The sequence below is a fragment of the Geobacillus sp. CCR genome, from assembly GCF_052906625.1.
In genome coordinates this window covers 23479-37818 of the sequence record NZ_JBREBQ010000031.1, presented here as the reverse complement: position 1 = coordinate 37818, position 14340 = coordinate 23479, and the positions used below count along the sequence as shown (strand labels likewise).

The 14340-nt window shown below is 56.4% G+C and carries 8 protein-coding genes; 4 read left to right on the top strand and 4 right to left on the bottom strand.

Going from position 1 to position 14340, the window contains the following annotated elements; genetic code table 11:
* Positions 1–134 precede the first annotated feature (134 nt).
* The 4 genes from ACVBDQ_RS14230 (at position 135) to ACVBDQ_RS14215 (ending at position 2353) form a co-directional block, all read left to right on the top strand.
* The gene (locus ACVBDQ_RS14230; RefSeq protein ID WP_013146202.1) at positions 135–326 is read left to right on the top strand and encodes a hypothetical protein; all 192 of its coding nucleotides are present in this window, start codon (positions 135–137) and stop codon (positions 324–326) included.
* Complete coding sequence (locus tag ACVBDQ_RS14225) at positions 323–721, top strand: spore germination protein GerPE (RefSeq protein ID WP_015374056.1); 399 nt, start codon at positions 323–325, stop codon at positions 719–721. The genes ACVBDQ_RS14230 and ACVBDQ_RS14225 overlap by 4 nt, the downstream gene beginning before the upstream one ends.
* Positions 721–942 (top strand): spore germination protein, encoded by a 222-nt coding sequence (locus ACVBDQ_RS14220; RefSeq protein WP_011230188.1) that lies wholly within the window; start codon positions 721–723, stop codon positions 940–942. The genes ACVBDQ_RS14225 and ACVBDQ_RS14220 overlap by 1 nt, the downstream gene beginning before the upstream one ends.
* A gap of 355 nt (positions 943–1297) precedes the next feature.
* Positions 1298–2353: a transposase gene (locus tag ACVBDQ_RS14215; RefSeq protein WP_318549189.1), complete on the top strand. Its 1056-nt coding sequence runs from the start codon at positions 1298–1300 to the stop codon at positions 2351–2353.
* Positions 2354–2510: 157 nt separating this feature from the next.
* Here the strand turns inward: ACVBDQ_RS14215 and ACVBDQ_RS14210 are convergent, their stop codons facing one another.
* From ACVBDQ_RS14210 to addB, 4 genes are read right to left on the bottom strand one after another with little or no spacing between them, the layout of a single operon-like run.
* A complete protein-coding gene (locus ACVBDQ_RS14210) occupies positions 2511–5855 on the bottom strand; it encodes an SMC family ATPase (RefSeq protein ID WP_318549191.1) in 3345 nt (1114 codons plus the stop codon).
* Positions 5852–7030 carry an exonuclease SbcCD subunit D gene (locus tag ACVBDQ_RS14205; RefSeq protein ID WP_021322517.1) on the bottom strand — a complete coding sequence of 393 codons (1179 nt, stop codon included), beginning with the start codon at positions 7028–7030 and terminating at the stop codon, positions 5852–5854. Before ACVBDQ_RS14205 ends, ACVBDQ_RS14210 begins: the two co-directional genes overlap by 4 nt.
* Before the next feature lie 20 nt (positions 7031–7050).
* On the bottom strand, positions 7051–10779 hold the full coding sequence (addA, locus tag ACVBDQ_RS14200) for a helicase-exonuclease AddAB subunit AddA (protein ID WP_119877622.1): 3729 nt from the start codon (positions 10777–10779) through the stop codon (positions 7051–7053).
* Positions 10780–14283 carry a helicase-exonuclease AddAB subunit AddB gene (addB, locus tag ACVBDQ_RS14195; protein WP_286365221.1) on the bottom strand — a complete coding sequence of 1168 codons (3504 nt, stop codon included), beginning with the start codon at positions 14281–14283 and terminating at the stop codon, positions 10780–10782. It lies immediately after the preceding gene.
* Positions 14284–14340: the final 57 nt, after the last annotated feature.

Genomic DNA, 14340 nt, shown 5'->3' with positions numbered 1-14340 from the left:
GCGCACCCTAGGTCTGTAAGATATCCACAAAACTGAAAAAGGATGTAAGGGATTTTGTCGAAAAATATTTTTTGGACACCCCTGAGGGGCCGAAAAGCCTTGATAAATCAACATTTCTAGAGGGAGGGATAGACGTGAATTATACAGTGATCAATCGTCATCTGCATGTTGGCGACATCCGCCTCGTGGCCGTCGCCAGCGCCTCGCTGTTTTTAATCGGCGACGCCGATGCGATTCACTTGTCATCAGCGTTTGACACACCGCCTGAATCACTTATCATCGGCCCGTTCGTCCCGCTTGTGCCGGCCCGAGGGGATACGCCGTGAAACGAACGTCAGTAGTGCAGGCATTTCATGCGGAAACGCTGATCATTGGCTCCGTACTGCAAATCGGCGACTCAGAGCGAATTTCCGCCCGCACGCGCGCCTTTGCCGTTCAGCGGCAATATGAACTGTTTTTTGGCCCAGAAGGAGAACAAATATTCCCTGTTTTTGCGAAGCCGATCCCGCGCTGGATTTCTCCACCGCCGGCAGCCGCACGCCAAACGCTCCATGAGTCCCCGGTCATTTCCGTTCAGTCTGTGCGCGTGCTCGCCATTTCTTCGTCCGCCATCGTCCATATCGGCTCGACCTCGACAGCGGAGGCAGAGGCAAGAATTAAACATATCCGCCAGCTGGCCGGCTCTGAGTCGAGCGCGCCAACAAGAGGGAGGGATTTATAATGCCTTCGTTTGTCGGCCCAATTAAAATCAACAACGTCAGCAGCGGAGCTGTCGTCCAAATGGGCGACTGTCTGTACATCGCGCCGAAAGTCGCCACGAAAACGCAAGCCGGATCCGGCGGGTTCAACACCGGCGATTTTGTGATGACGAACAACGCGATCAGCTTTACAAACGCGTTTGATCCAGATGTATCCGACCAAAACGTGGCCGCCAACAACTGAACGTTGCAGAAAACGAATCCCCTCACCTTTCACTTGCCAACATCAACCTTATCAGCCGAACGCTGCCGAAACCAAAAAGAGAAGGTGTCCCAAAAGGATCCGGACACCTTTGCTTATTTACCTCTATCTAAAAAACCATACATTGTGCTTGATCGAAAGGAAACCAACCTTTTGCGACCGCCTCCCTCCATTATTTCCCAAGAGCCCGTTCAGCTCAACGAGCTATCCATTTACAGATCAGCGAGCGAGAAAGCCCGCTCCTTGAGGGGTGGGATGAAAGCGAGCCGTTTTCTTCATATTATTGAATGATGATGAAAAAAGCGGTATCATGTAATCGTCGCAAGGAGGTGAATCCATGCCGACCATCACACTAAGGCTGGAGCTGCACAACCCAACGAAAGTGAAACAGGGCATGTATGAACGGATGACAGAAGTGAATACCGCGTTTGCCAATTGGCTGTTGAATCATCCCGAGCTGAATCAAGCGACGAGCAAACTATTTAAAGAGTTTTCGTCGCAGCGGTTTCCTTCCGCTGTCGTGAATCAGACGATTCGAGAAGTGAAGTCCCAAAAGAAAAACCAGAAAACAAAGAAGTTTCAAACATTATGGTGTTGCTTTAACAATCAAAACGTGAAGGTGGAAAAGAAAGGAGAGTTCTACACGGTTTCCTTCCCCACACTGGAGAAGCGAATTGGCGTGCCGGTCGTCACGCGCCCCTATCAAGAAGCATGGCTGAATCGGCTGCTCGATGGAACCGCTAAACAAGGGGCAGCCAAGCTCTACAAAAAGAGAAAGAAATGGTACTTGGCGATCGCGATCACCTTTGACGTGAAGCCGCGGCACGAAACAAAGGTGATGGGCGTTGACGTTGGGCTTCGCTATATCGCTGTGGCCAGCGTGGGAACGAAATCGTGGTTTTTCAAAGGGAACCAATGCGCCTTTGTACGCCGACGATATGCGGCTTTGCGAAGGAGATTAGGAAAAGCCAAGAAGCTCCATATGATTCGCAAAATCGGCCGTAAAGAGTCCCGCTGGATGAAGGATCAAAATCACAAAATCAGCCGTCAAATCGTGAATTTTGCGCTCGCCAACGGTGTTGGCGTGATTCGAATGGAAGAGTTGACGGGGATTCGCAAGCGGGCAACATCGGCCAAAGAAGCGGGGCGAAGCCTTCATGCTTGGGCGTTTCATCAACTGCAAACGATGATTGCCTATAAGGCGGAAATGGCGGGCATTCGCGTTGAGTGGGTGAATCCAACCTACACGAGCCAAACGTGTAAATGTGGTTATCGAGAGAAAGCGAACCGAAACGGCATCCGCTTTCGATGCCAAAGGTGTGGATACACTCTCCACGCCGACTTGAATGGCGCCATCAACATCGCCAAAGCGATTTCGGGCTTCGCCGTCTAACCTAGCGCACTGGTCACAGGTGCGCCGCCCATGGGGGTACATCCTAACCCGATGGGATGGGGTGATGACACACCCCTGAACTTGGGCGTTGTCCGAACCAGAAATGGATGAGGACGTGAGCGACCCAAGAATCCCACGCCTTTAGGCGTGCGGAGTGTCAAATCATTTCCAGCCAGACGCGCGTGCCACGTCCGGACGGTTCAGCCGGTTCGACGATGAGCCGTCGCGGCAGACGGTTGCGAATTTCTTGAACATGACTGATGACGCCGACCGCTAGTTGCTCGGTATGTAGCTTTTCCAAGGCGGAAATGACCGTCTCAAGCAGCTCAGCGTCGAGGGTGCCAAACCCTTCGTCCAAGAAGAAAAAGCGGAGCGGATACTCGCCGCGCAGCTGAATTTGCGCCGATAACGCCAACGCCAACGACAGTGACGTCAAAAATGTCTCCCCACCCGAGAGCGTCGATACCGGCCGTCTGACGCCGCCATTGGCATCATCGCGGATCAGAAACCCGCCTTGCGAATCCAATTCGAGCGAATACCGGTGCCGTGTCAGCCGCTGCAGCCGTTCCGAAGCCATGGCGGTTACTTGCTCGAGCTGCTCTTCAGCCATAAATTCGACAAAGCTGTTGCCGCGAAGCAGCGCCTGCAGCTGTTTATACCGCTCGATGCGCCGGCTGAGCTCCGCCTGCTTCTCCTCCAGTTCAACAAAGCGGCTATGTTTTTTTCTCAACTCTTCTACCTTCGCTTGAGCTGCCCCAAGCTGCTGCGTCATCGCCTCCACTTGCTCCTTCAACTCGGCGTATACACGCTGCATCGTCTCCCATTGTTCAGCGCTCACCGCCGCCCCCCCGATGGCGGCGGCCAGCTGGGCGAGGCGATGTTCGGCTTGCTCGATTTGGCGCCAATAGCGGCGGATTGCCTCATCCCATTCATCTCGCTGCGCTTTTTCCGCCTTCGCTTGCTTGACTTGTTCGACATCGGCAAACATGGTGTCCAAAAGCGCGCCGCGCCAGCGAGCGAGCGCCTCTTCTTCGCGGCGGACGCCTTCTTCCCACGCCTGCTTGGCTGCTTTTGTTTCGCTTTCAAGCATTTGATATTCCCGCTGGGCTCGCTGCCAAGCCTCATACGCCTGTTGCTCGCCGTTTTGCAGCTGGCGCCATTCGGCCTCCGCCTTCTGAAGCTGCACGGCCGCAGGACCTTCCCCCGCCTTCTCGCCCCGTTGCCGCTCATATTCGTTCCATTGCTGCTGTTTGGCGCTAATCAGCGAGTCAAGACGCACCCGCTCCGTCTCAAGCCGGCTCCGCTCTTTGGCCGCTTCCTCTTTCGCCCTCTGTTTTTCCTCTAAAAACAGCACGCTGTCCTCCAGCCGTTTTTGCACGTCGCGCCGCACGTTTTCCCGTTCACGCAGCTGTTCATACACCGCATCGATCGTCTCAAGCGAAAGGAAAGGATACATCTGCCGCCATTGCTGTTCAAGTTGCCGCCGCTCTTCCTCCAGCCGCTGCTTTTCAACTTGCAGCGCTTCGATGTCCGCCGCTATCCATTGGCACGCTTTCTCCGCTTCGCGCCGCGCTGACTCGGCTTCATTCCATTGGGCAAGCACCCGGTAGACCGCTTCTTTCAATTCAATGACATCTTGCGCAAGCGCCCGCACTTCCACAGTGAGGTCGACGGCCTCCTCCACCGAGCGGCTTTCGGCAAACACAAGCGGCGCTTCATGGCCTACCGCCAGCTCGGCAAGCTGCTCGAGCTGCGCCTTGAACGAAATGATCGTTTGCCAATCTTGTTCATACCGCTGCCGCTCTGCCTCAAGCTCGGACAGACGCTCAAGTTGGACATCGTGCGGTGCGGCGGCCGGATGCGGATGCTCGCGCGATCCGCACACTGGACACGGCTCGCCGGGACGGAGCCGCTCAGCCAAGGCGGAGGCGAGTTGCGCCGTCCGCGCTTCTTCGGCTCGCTGTCGCTCCGCCTCCATGGTTTTCTGCAAAGTATACAATTGTTTTTCAGCATCCTGCTGCCGCCAGCAGACGAAACGATACGTCCGCTCCACACGCCGGAACAGCTCTTGAAGCCGGGAGCCGACAGCGGCTGATCGGCGTTCCCGCTCCAACTTTTCCTCTTTCGCCCGACGCCAAACGGCCTCCTTTTGCTGAAGTTGGGCATCGACGCGAGCGATGGCTGACGCCGCTTGCTCAATATGCTGCTTCTGCCTGTACGCCCGCTCTGCCTCATCTTTTCCATCCAGCGCCTCTTCATGCTGTTTCAGTTCTTCTTTCAACTCCTGCTGCCGCTTCGCGCCGCGCTCATACCAGACCGACGCCTCTTCAAACCGGCGTGCAGCTGCCTTCTCCTGGGCAATGAGTCGCTTCCTCTCTTCACTAAGAGCTGCGAGCTCCTGTCCAAGCACTTCCATTTGCTGCTCAAGCTGCGCCGCCTGCCGCAACCGTTCCATCTGGACGAGCAATTCCGGTTCGCGCTGCGCCTTTTCTTGGCGCGCCCGTTCATAACGCCGCGCCGCTTCTTCATAGCTCAATTGGGCTTCCTCTAACCGACGCGCCAGTCCTTCATACCGACGAAACGCCTCTGCCCGCAAGCGACATGCCTGCTCGCACTGCTCCCAATACGGCCATATGCGCTCTGCTTGCTCGGCGCGCTCCTTTTTCGCCTCAAGCTCGCGGATGACGGATTCATGTTGGCGCAGCGCGGCGAGCTCTTGTTCGACCGCTTCTTTTTCTTGCTGCCACGCCCATCGTTGTTTTGTTCGTTCCACATCTGCTTCGACTTCCTCAAGCTCTTTTTTTCGCTTGGCAAACAGCCCCGCGAGCTCCCGCACATCCGCCTCTGCCTGCTCGAGCGCTGCTTTTGAAGCATCGCCGAGCCCCGCTTTTTCCGCTTCGATTTTTTCCCATTCTTGCTCAGCGGCGGCAAGCCGGTCTTTCAACTTTTTATTCAACTGATCGCCATACCGCTCAAGATGGAAGAGGCGCTGCAGCATTTGCCGCCGCTCCGACCCTTTGAGCGATAAAAACTCGGCAAATTTTCCTTGCGGCAAGACGACCGCCCGGGTGAAATCCTCCATCGTCAAGCCGAGCAATTGCTCGATCGCCTTGTCCACCTCCGATAGTTTATCGGCGAGCACGACCGGCTCGGACCGATGCTCGATCAGGCGGCAAACGGCGCTGCGCGTCCGCCATTCGTCCACTTTTTTTAAGCTTCGTTCGACTGTATACCGTTTCGCTCCTGCCGCATTTTCCAGCTCAAACGTAAACGAGACAAACAACTCTTGCTCCGCGTGGTTGATGATCGCCTGCGTGCGGTTGGCCGCCCGCTCGACGCTGCCGAACAAGGCGAGCGTCATGGCGTCTAAAATCGTTGATTTGCCGCTTCCAGTCGGCCCGAAAATGCCGAACACACCGCCCTCACACAGTGCGGTGAAATCAATCGTCTGCTTTTCACGAAAGCTATGAAGCCCGGCGATCGTCAGCGAGATCGGCTTCATTCTCCCTCCCCTTCCTTCTCTTCTTCCGCCGCCAGCTCCAAAAAGAGGCGGACAAGCTCTTCATCCGGCGTTTGTCCCCCAGTCTGACGTTCGTAAAAGCGGTGAAACATTTCTTCAAGTGAAAGCGGCTCGCGGCTCATTTCCATCATCTCTTCCACCCGATTGGGAAACACCGGGCGAATGTGGACAAATCCGGGATGAAGCTTACGCAGCCGATCAATTTCTTCCATTGTCAACGACTCGGTCACATGGATCTCCAAATCGATCCAGCTTGATCGGTCTCTTCCTTCCTCACACCAGCGGTATACTTGAGCGAGCCCCTCTGTCGCCTTCCAACGGATGAGCGGTTTGCCAGCAGCGAGCGGTATCTCCGCCACCTTGGCCGCCCCGCCTGGATGCACGTCAACGACCGTGACCGATTTGGCTTGACCGGCTTCGGAAAAGCTGTACGCCAACGGCGAGCCGGAATAGCGCGCGGCCGTCTTTGCCTGCTTGACATCCTGCGGCCGGTGCAGATGGCCAAGCGCCACATATTGCGCGGCTTTCGGCAGGCTCTCAGCCGCCACCGTATAAGCGCCGCCGACTTCAATCGGCCGCTCGGAATCGGACGTACGTCCGCCAGCAACGTAAAGATGGCTCATCGCGATATTGACGGTCTCCGCCGTGAACGAGGCGGCCATCGCCGCTAATAGGGCGCGGATGCGGTCATCGTACCGATCGCGCATCGTCGTCTCCTTACAGTCGGATGACAACAGCTCGGCGAGGCGCGATTCGGACGGATAGGCCAACGGAGCAAGCATCATCGTTTCGCCGCACGATGGAACGTCAATCCGGCAAACAGCCGCTTGCGGGCGGCCGAAAAGAAAAATGTTGTGCGCACACATCAACGTCCGGGCAGCGCTGATCCGGTCGGGGTGGTCGTGGTTGCCGCTGATGACTGCCACCGGGCGGCGTCCTTTGTCGGACAGGCGGGCGAGGCTTTCATAAAACAGTTGTTCCGCAGCCGCCGGCGGATTGACGGAGTCGAATACGTCGCCGGCCACAAGGATGATGTCGATTTGTTCTTTCTTGACAATCTCCACAAGCTCATCAACAAATGCCTCTTGCTCGGCCATCCGACTCCGCCCCTCGAGCGTTCTCCCAAAATGCCAGTCCGCGGTATGCAAAATCCGCATTCTCTCTTTCCCCCCTTGCATCACTCAACAGCCACAACAAACCCGCCGTCAAACGAATACAAATAGCATTCCGCCACCGGCGCACGCCAAATTTGCTCGATGGCCCGCCGGTACAAGCGCATTTGCGTCCCGTAGCGGCCGAGCAGAAAACGAGCCGCTTCTTCCTTTTGCCCAGCAAAACGGTGGACGACTTCATCCGTTTTATAGTCAATCATCACATAGCCGCATTCGTCGACAAACACGCAGTCGATCACCCCTTGCACGAGGACGCGCCGGCCGCTTTCCGTCCCTTCGCCGCCGTACAGTTCAGCCGCTTTAAGCCCCAAGCTGAACGGCACTTCACGGTGCACTTCGCGGGCGGCGCAAAGGCGGCGGCCAAGATCTGCAGTGAAAAAGGCAGCGATGGCCGCTGGATCGACCACCTCTGCTTGTTCTGCCGACAGCAGCTCTTTTTCGACAAGGCGGACGATCTGACTGCGGATCGACGATTCATCAAGCGGCGCCTGCAAATCAAGATGGCGCATGACGATATGGAGCGCCGTCCCTTTTTCGGCCGGCGTCAATGTTTTCTCCTGCATGAAACGCGGTCGAGAAAACACCGGAGCCGTCCCTTGTCGCGGCCGCCATTCGTCCGCTTGCTCGCCAAAGAGCACGCGATGTTCTTTCAGTTCTGACACCGATTGCTTGGCGCGCACGGCCGTTTCTTTCTCATACGAATACCGCCACAACAAGCGGCGTTTGACCTCCTTCCGCCACCCTCCTTCTACGGGAACGGGTCGTCCTTGTTCGAGGGCAAGAAGCACGCCGCCATCCATCTCCTCCCTCGCAGCCTCTGCGCCGCGCAAATCGGCGGCCGGCACGATGGAGACACGCCATACAGACGGGTGGGAGGCGACCTCTTCAGGCGCCTTCATTCCCGCAAGCGCCCCCCCATCACGATGACGGATGAGCGCCCGGCCGATCCAATCCAAGTAGGAGCGGGCCGAAGCCCGCACATCGTCGGGGAGAAGCCAGCCGCGTTCCGAAGCAGCGCTTTTCCATTTTTCAATCTCCTTGGCCGCATCGTTGACCGACGCCAACAAATACAGCTTCTCTTTTGCCCTTGTGAGCGCGACATACAAAATGCGCATCTCCTCAGCGAGCAGTTCAAGCCGCTTTTTCGTTTGGATGGCCAACAGCGGCAGCGTGGGATAACTGATGCGCAGCCGCGGGTGGACAAAGCGGGCGGCAAAACCCAGCTCTTTATCAAGCAAATACGGGTGATGCAAATCGCGCGTATGAAACGAACGCGCAAGCCCGGCGAGAAACACGATCGGAAATTCCAATCCTTTGCTGCTGTGAATCGTCATGATGCGCACGACGTCTTCCTGCTCGCCGAGCGGCCGGGCCGCCCCTAAATCGTCGCCGCGCTCTTGCAGCCGCTCGATGAAGCGAAGAAAGCGAAACAAGCCGCGAAACGACGTCGACTCGTACTGCCGCGCGCGGTCGTACAAAGCGCGCAAGTTCGCCTGCCGTTGCCTGCCGCCCGGCAGTGCGCCGACAAAATCGTAAAATTGCGTATCGCGGTACAGCAGCCAAATGAGATCAGCTAATGAGCGGCGGCGCGCCATCGTACGCCAGCCCTCGAGCCGCTCTAAGAAAGCCGCCGCTTTCCTTTGGGCGTTGGCCTCCTCTTCCGTTTCCGCCGGCTTTTGCCGAAACGAACAGAGCGCTTCATAAAACGTGCCTTTTGGATCGGCGAGGCGAATCATGGCGAGCTCATTCTCGTCAAAACGAAAGAGCGGCGACCGGAGCACCGCGGCGAGCGGAATGTCTTGGTACGGGTTGTCGATCACTTTTAACAGTGAGAGCATGATCGAAATTTCCGTCGCCTGAAAATAGCCGGATGACAAATCCGCGGCCGCCGGGATGCCTTGCGCCTGCAGCTGCTCGATCATCTGCGGCGCATGCGTCATCGAGCGGACAAGGATGACGATGTCACGGTACATGGCGCGCCGCGGCTGCCCGCTCGGACGATCGTATACATAAAACGGAGCGGAAACGATCTCTTTGATTTTTTTCGCCATCAGCCGCGCCTCGAGCTCCGCCGCTTCCCATTCAGCCGCTTCCTCTTCGTCCTCTTCCGCCGCACGCTGCCGGTTGATGATCATAACTTCCGGCGCCGCATCCTCCCCTTCCGGGTAATCAGCGCCGTATTTCAACTGCGCCGCTTCGTCGTAAACCATTTCGCCGACGGTTTCCCCCATGAGTTGCGCAAACAGAAAATTCGTCCCGTCAAGCACTTCGCGGCGGCTGCGGAAGTTGCTCGCAAGATCGATTTTCATCCCCCCTTCTTCCCCGTCTGCGGTGAATCGTTTGTATTTGTCCAAAAACAGCATCGGCTCGGCAAGGCGGAATCGGTAAATCGACTGTTTCACGTCGCCGACCATAAACAAATTGCCTGTTCGTTCGCTCCCTTTTTTCACCAGCTGCAAAATCGCTTCTTGAACGAGGTTCGTATCTTGATACTCGTCAACAAGCACTTCATCAAACTGCGCCTGGTATTCCAAGGCGGCGGGGGAAGGCTGCCATTCGCCCGTTTCCGGATCGCGCCGCCGCAAAATATGCAAACAATAATGTTCCAAGTCAGAAAAATCAACGATTCCTTTTTCCCGTTTCACCGCTTGGAACATGACGGCAAAACGGCGGACAAGGTTAGCGATCGTTTCAACGATCGGCTTCATTTCCCGCATATGGCGGAGCCAAACGGATGGATCGAGCGAAAACACATTGTCGCGCAGCGCCTCCACTTTCTTTTTCGCCTGATCACGCAGCGATTTGGCTTCGTCGATCAGCCGCTCGTCATAGTCCTTGCCGCGGCAGGCCGGCAGCCGCCCAAACGACAGCGCCTTTAGCGCGCGATGCAGCTCGGCCCACGGTCCAGAAAGACGCGTTTCCAAATCAGCGATCATATCTCGATCTTCGCGCAGCCGCTCCGCGTACGGACGCGGTCCGCCCGGCTCTTCAGCAAGCTCAAGCGCCCTTCGGATCAGCCGTCTGGCCGCCGCCAGCTCCATCGCAGCATGTTGCGCGATATAGCGGGCTGCTGGCAGCGTCTTTATATCTGTTCGTTCATCGACATCATACATCGAGGTCAAACCGGCCAACCATTCATCTGGTTCCGGATGGGAGCGGGAAAATTCATAAAGGGCGACAATCATCTCCTGCAGCTCCGCATCGCTCCGGTCGCCCGTATAGGCATCCACGACAGCGAAAAACCGCTCGTTGTCCGGCTTTCCATATTCCTCCTCAAGCAGCTCTTCAAGGACATCCTCTTTCAACAGCTCGATTTCCGTTTCATCCGCGATGCGAAACGACGGATCCAAATCAAGCAAATAGTAATATTTGCGAATGACATCCAAGCAAAAGGAATGGAGCGTCGAGATCGCGGCGCGGGGAAGCAGGCTGAGTTGACGTCGCAAATGGAGCGAATGCGGACGCTTGGCCAATTCCCGCTCGAGCGCCTCGCCGATTCTTGCTTTCATCTCCGCGGCTGCCGCATTGGTAAAGGTAACGACAAGCAGCCGATCGATATCGACCGCTCCTTCTTCCGCCGTCACTTTTTGAATGATCCGCTCGACAAGAACGGCCGTTTTCCCGGATCCGGCCGCCGCGGCGACAAGAATGTCTCGGCCGCCCGCGGCGATCGCCTTCCATTGTTCATCCGTCCATCGGCTCCCAGCCGGCTTCGGGCGAATCGTGGCGTTCATTTATCCTTCCTTCCCTTCCGCTAGTTTTTCGATGACCGCTTCCTTCGTTTGCGGGGCAAGCTTCCGGTATTCGTTGCCGGAGAGTGCCTCATCAAATTGGCAGACCGGTTTGAAAACGCAAAACTCGCACGCTGTTTTATCTTTCAACTTGTACGGGGCGATCGACACGACGCCGTCGGCGATTTGCCCGCCGATGTCGATGAACAAACGGCGGACATGCTGGCGGAGCGCGGCAAAGTCGGATGGACTCGCCACCGACGAACGCGAATGGATCGACCCGCTTTTCGTAAGCTGAGCGGGCACAATCAGCGACCATTGTCCGTCTTCCGTTCGGCCGTCCATCAACCGGATCGCCTCGACGTCAGCGAGCAACAGCCCGCGCATCCGAAACGGTTCAAGCAACTTTTTCGCCATTTCCACCTCATCATCCACCCATTGCTTCGCTTGAACGATCGGATTGTGGATGTGAAAATAAAGCACCCCGGCTGGCAAGGCCGGCTGTCCGACGAGCTGTTCGGCATACGTCAGCACGATGTCCAGGTAGGTGAGCATTTGCAGCGCCAAGCCGTAATATACTTCCGTCAAATCGAGCGTTTTCGCGCTCGATTTGTAATCGATAATGCGAAGAAGCACTCCTTGGCTGCTTTCCGCCTTATCGACGCGGTCGATCCGCCCAACAAGCTCCATCACTGTTCCGTCGGGCAGTCGAAACCGAAGCGGCGGCAGGTCGCCATTGGGGCCGAATGACAGCTCAAGTCCGATCGGAACGAAACCGCTCGCCCGCGCATGCTCACTTAACACATGGGTTGTACGGGCAACGACGTGTTTCAATTTTCGTTTCATATATTCATAGCGATGAGAGCTTGAGAGCACTTGCTGCTGGATGAGCGGGGCGATTCGCTCGACCGCTTCGGCCGACAGCCGTTCACAGTCTGGTCTTGACAGTTCGCGCCAATCAAGATGCTGTTCGCGCAGCCGGTCGGCGATTTGCTTGATGGCGGCATGGAACAATTGCCCAACATCCGGCGCCTCAAGTCGGAAAACGTTGCGCTCTTTCAACCGCAGCCCGTGCGATGCGAAATGGGCGTACGGGCATTTTTGAAACTGCTCCATGCGCGAGACGCTCGCCTGAATTTTTTTGCCGTACAGCCGCTGGCTCCACTGTTTTTTGAGCGGCGTCGCTCCGTTTGTATAAAAGAGCGCGGAGACGGCATGCCGCACCTGCTCCTTCCAGTCCCGATGGCCGATGAACGTGTTATACACATCCCACCAAAGCGGATCGATGCCGTAGTTGCGCTTCCACGCTCGGAGCTGGCTGATCAAATACGTTTGCGTCGCCCGCGGCGCGGTCACGAACGCCTCTGCTTTTTCTGCCGGGGCGTCGAACGGGTCGTTGCCGCACAGATGCACCGGCGCATGCGGAAACAGTTCCGTAAGCTGCTTGATGAGCGGCGACGGCATCAACGCTTTCCCTTCCCCATCAGCAAGCGGATATGTAACATACAGCCGCCGGCTCGGACAAACAAGTGCCAAGTAGACAAAAAACGGGTCATAAAACAGCTGCTCCCGCCCCCCTGGGGCGAGCGCCACTCCCAACTCACGCAGCTGCTCGCGCTCCACTTCCGCCATCAGCCCGTCTTCCTTCACTTTTGCTGGAATAACGCCATCGTTGGCGCCGATGACGAACGCATACTTGATGTCAATTAAACGAGAGCGATCAAGCTGAGCGACGATCACCTGGTCCATCGCCGGCGGCACAAGGGAGAACTCCAACCGATCGAGCCCAGCCTCGATAATCTTGACAAACTCAGCGAGCGGCAGTGATTCTGTCCCGAGCATTTCTACATATTGGTCAAGCAAATCGACGACGGCGTTCCACGCCTGTTCATGCTGGCGCGCTTCAACGAGGCGGCCGTCCGCTTCCGCTTGTGCGCTCATTTTCTCTAGTTTTTTTGGAATCTGCAATTCTTCCAAAAACAGATATAATGCCATACAAAACCCGCGTCCGTCCTCCGCCCGGCGCAGACGGCGCTCCAACCGGCGAAGCGGAGCGGCCAACGCCTCGCGCCATTCATTGAGCATGTCCTCAAACTGCCGCTCTTCGTCCGTTTGTGGTACGTTCAAACCGTCAAGCGCCTGATAGCGCCGATACGCCCAGCGCTCATTGTTTGTCCACTTATCCCCTTTGATTCCGTAAGCAAGCACATAGTTTTCGAGCTTGTCGGCCGCCTCGCGCCACATGTGCAGATCGCCGTCCGTTGGAAAAAGCAAATCCGTTTTCACCGCCCGAAACACCGCTTCATATCGCCAACGCGTCACGACCGTCTCTAAGGCAGCGCGCACGAGTTCAATGAGCGGGTGGTGGTGCATCGGTTCTTTTTCATCCATAAAATACGGGATCCCAAAATCAAAAAACACCGTTTTCACCAGATCGCGGTACGCCTCCGTCTGGCGGATGATCAGCGCAATGTCGCGATAGCGCGCCCCTTCATCGCGGACAAGGCGGATGATTTCGCGTGCGACCGCTTCGATTTCCGCTCGGCGATTGGACGCCTCATAAAGATGGACGGCATCGGTCTTTGCACCATATGGAAGCAACGGGCGTCGGTGAAATTGCGCCTCAAGATGAACGAGCGCCCTGTCTTCATGGCGTCGGTTGGCCGAAAGCACGATCGGCTCTTCGATCGCAATGTCATTGCTTAGCGCCAACTCCCTCAGCTGGCGGTACGTTTGCGCCGGCAAATAAAAGAGATGAAGTTCGTCCGGCATTCCGTCGTCATACGGGCGGTCGATCGTCAAACAAACGGTGACGCGCCGGCAATGGCGAAGAAGCTGTTCGATGATCATATATTCTTGCGGCGCAAAATGATGAAAGCCGTCGATGTAAATATCGGCATCCCGCAAATAACTTGAGCGCGGAATATGCTCAGCGAGCAAGCGCAAATAATCTTCCGAATCAAGATAGTGGCCGATAAGACTCCGCTCAAGTTCCTCATACACAAGCGCGACATCGCTCAACTTGTCAGCGAGCAAGCGGCGGCCCGGCTGGCTTGGCCCATCCTCGAACGCCTTGGCATGTCGGCGGAGTTCGCCCGGCGTCAGGCAATACCGTTTGCATTCGGTGATCATTTCGTTCAGCTGCTCGATAAACCCATGTTTGTCCGCCGCGCGGCCAAACAGTTTCAGCTCTTGTTTGCGTTGCTCAATAATTTTGCGGATCATCATCTGCACACCAACATCATGAATATGGTACCGGGTCATGCCGCCTGTTTCCTGCAACACGCGCCAAGCGAGACGGGTGAAGCTGAACACTTGGGCGCGAATCATCCCGCCCACTCCCTCGGTATGTATCAACGCGTATTCGCATTGAAATGTCATTTGCTCCGGAACGAGATAGACGATCGCCCTTCCTTTTGGATCCTCTTGCAACTGGCGGCGAATTTCTTCGAGGCAGACAGCCGTTTTCCCACTTCCTGACCGTCCGAGCAAAAACCGCAGCGACATTGTATCCACCACCATTCGTTTCCTTTATTTGTTTTATTTTAGCACGTATGTTCGCTT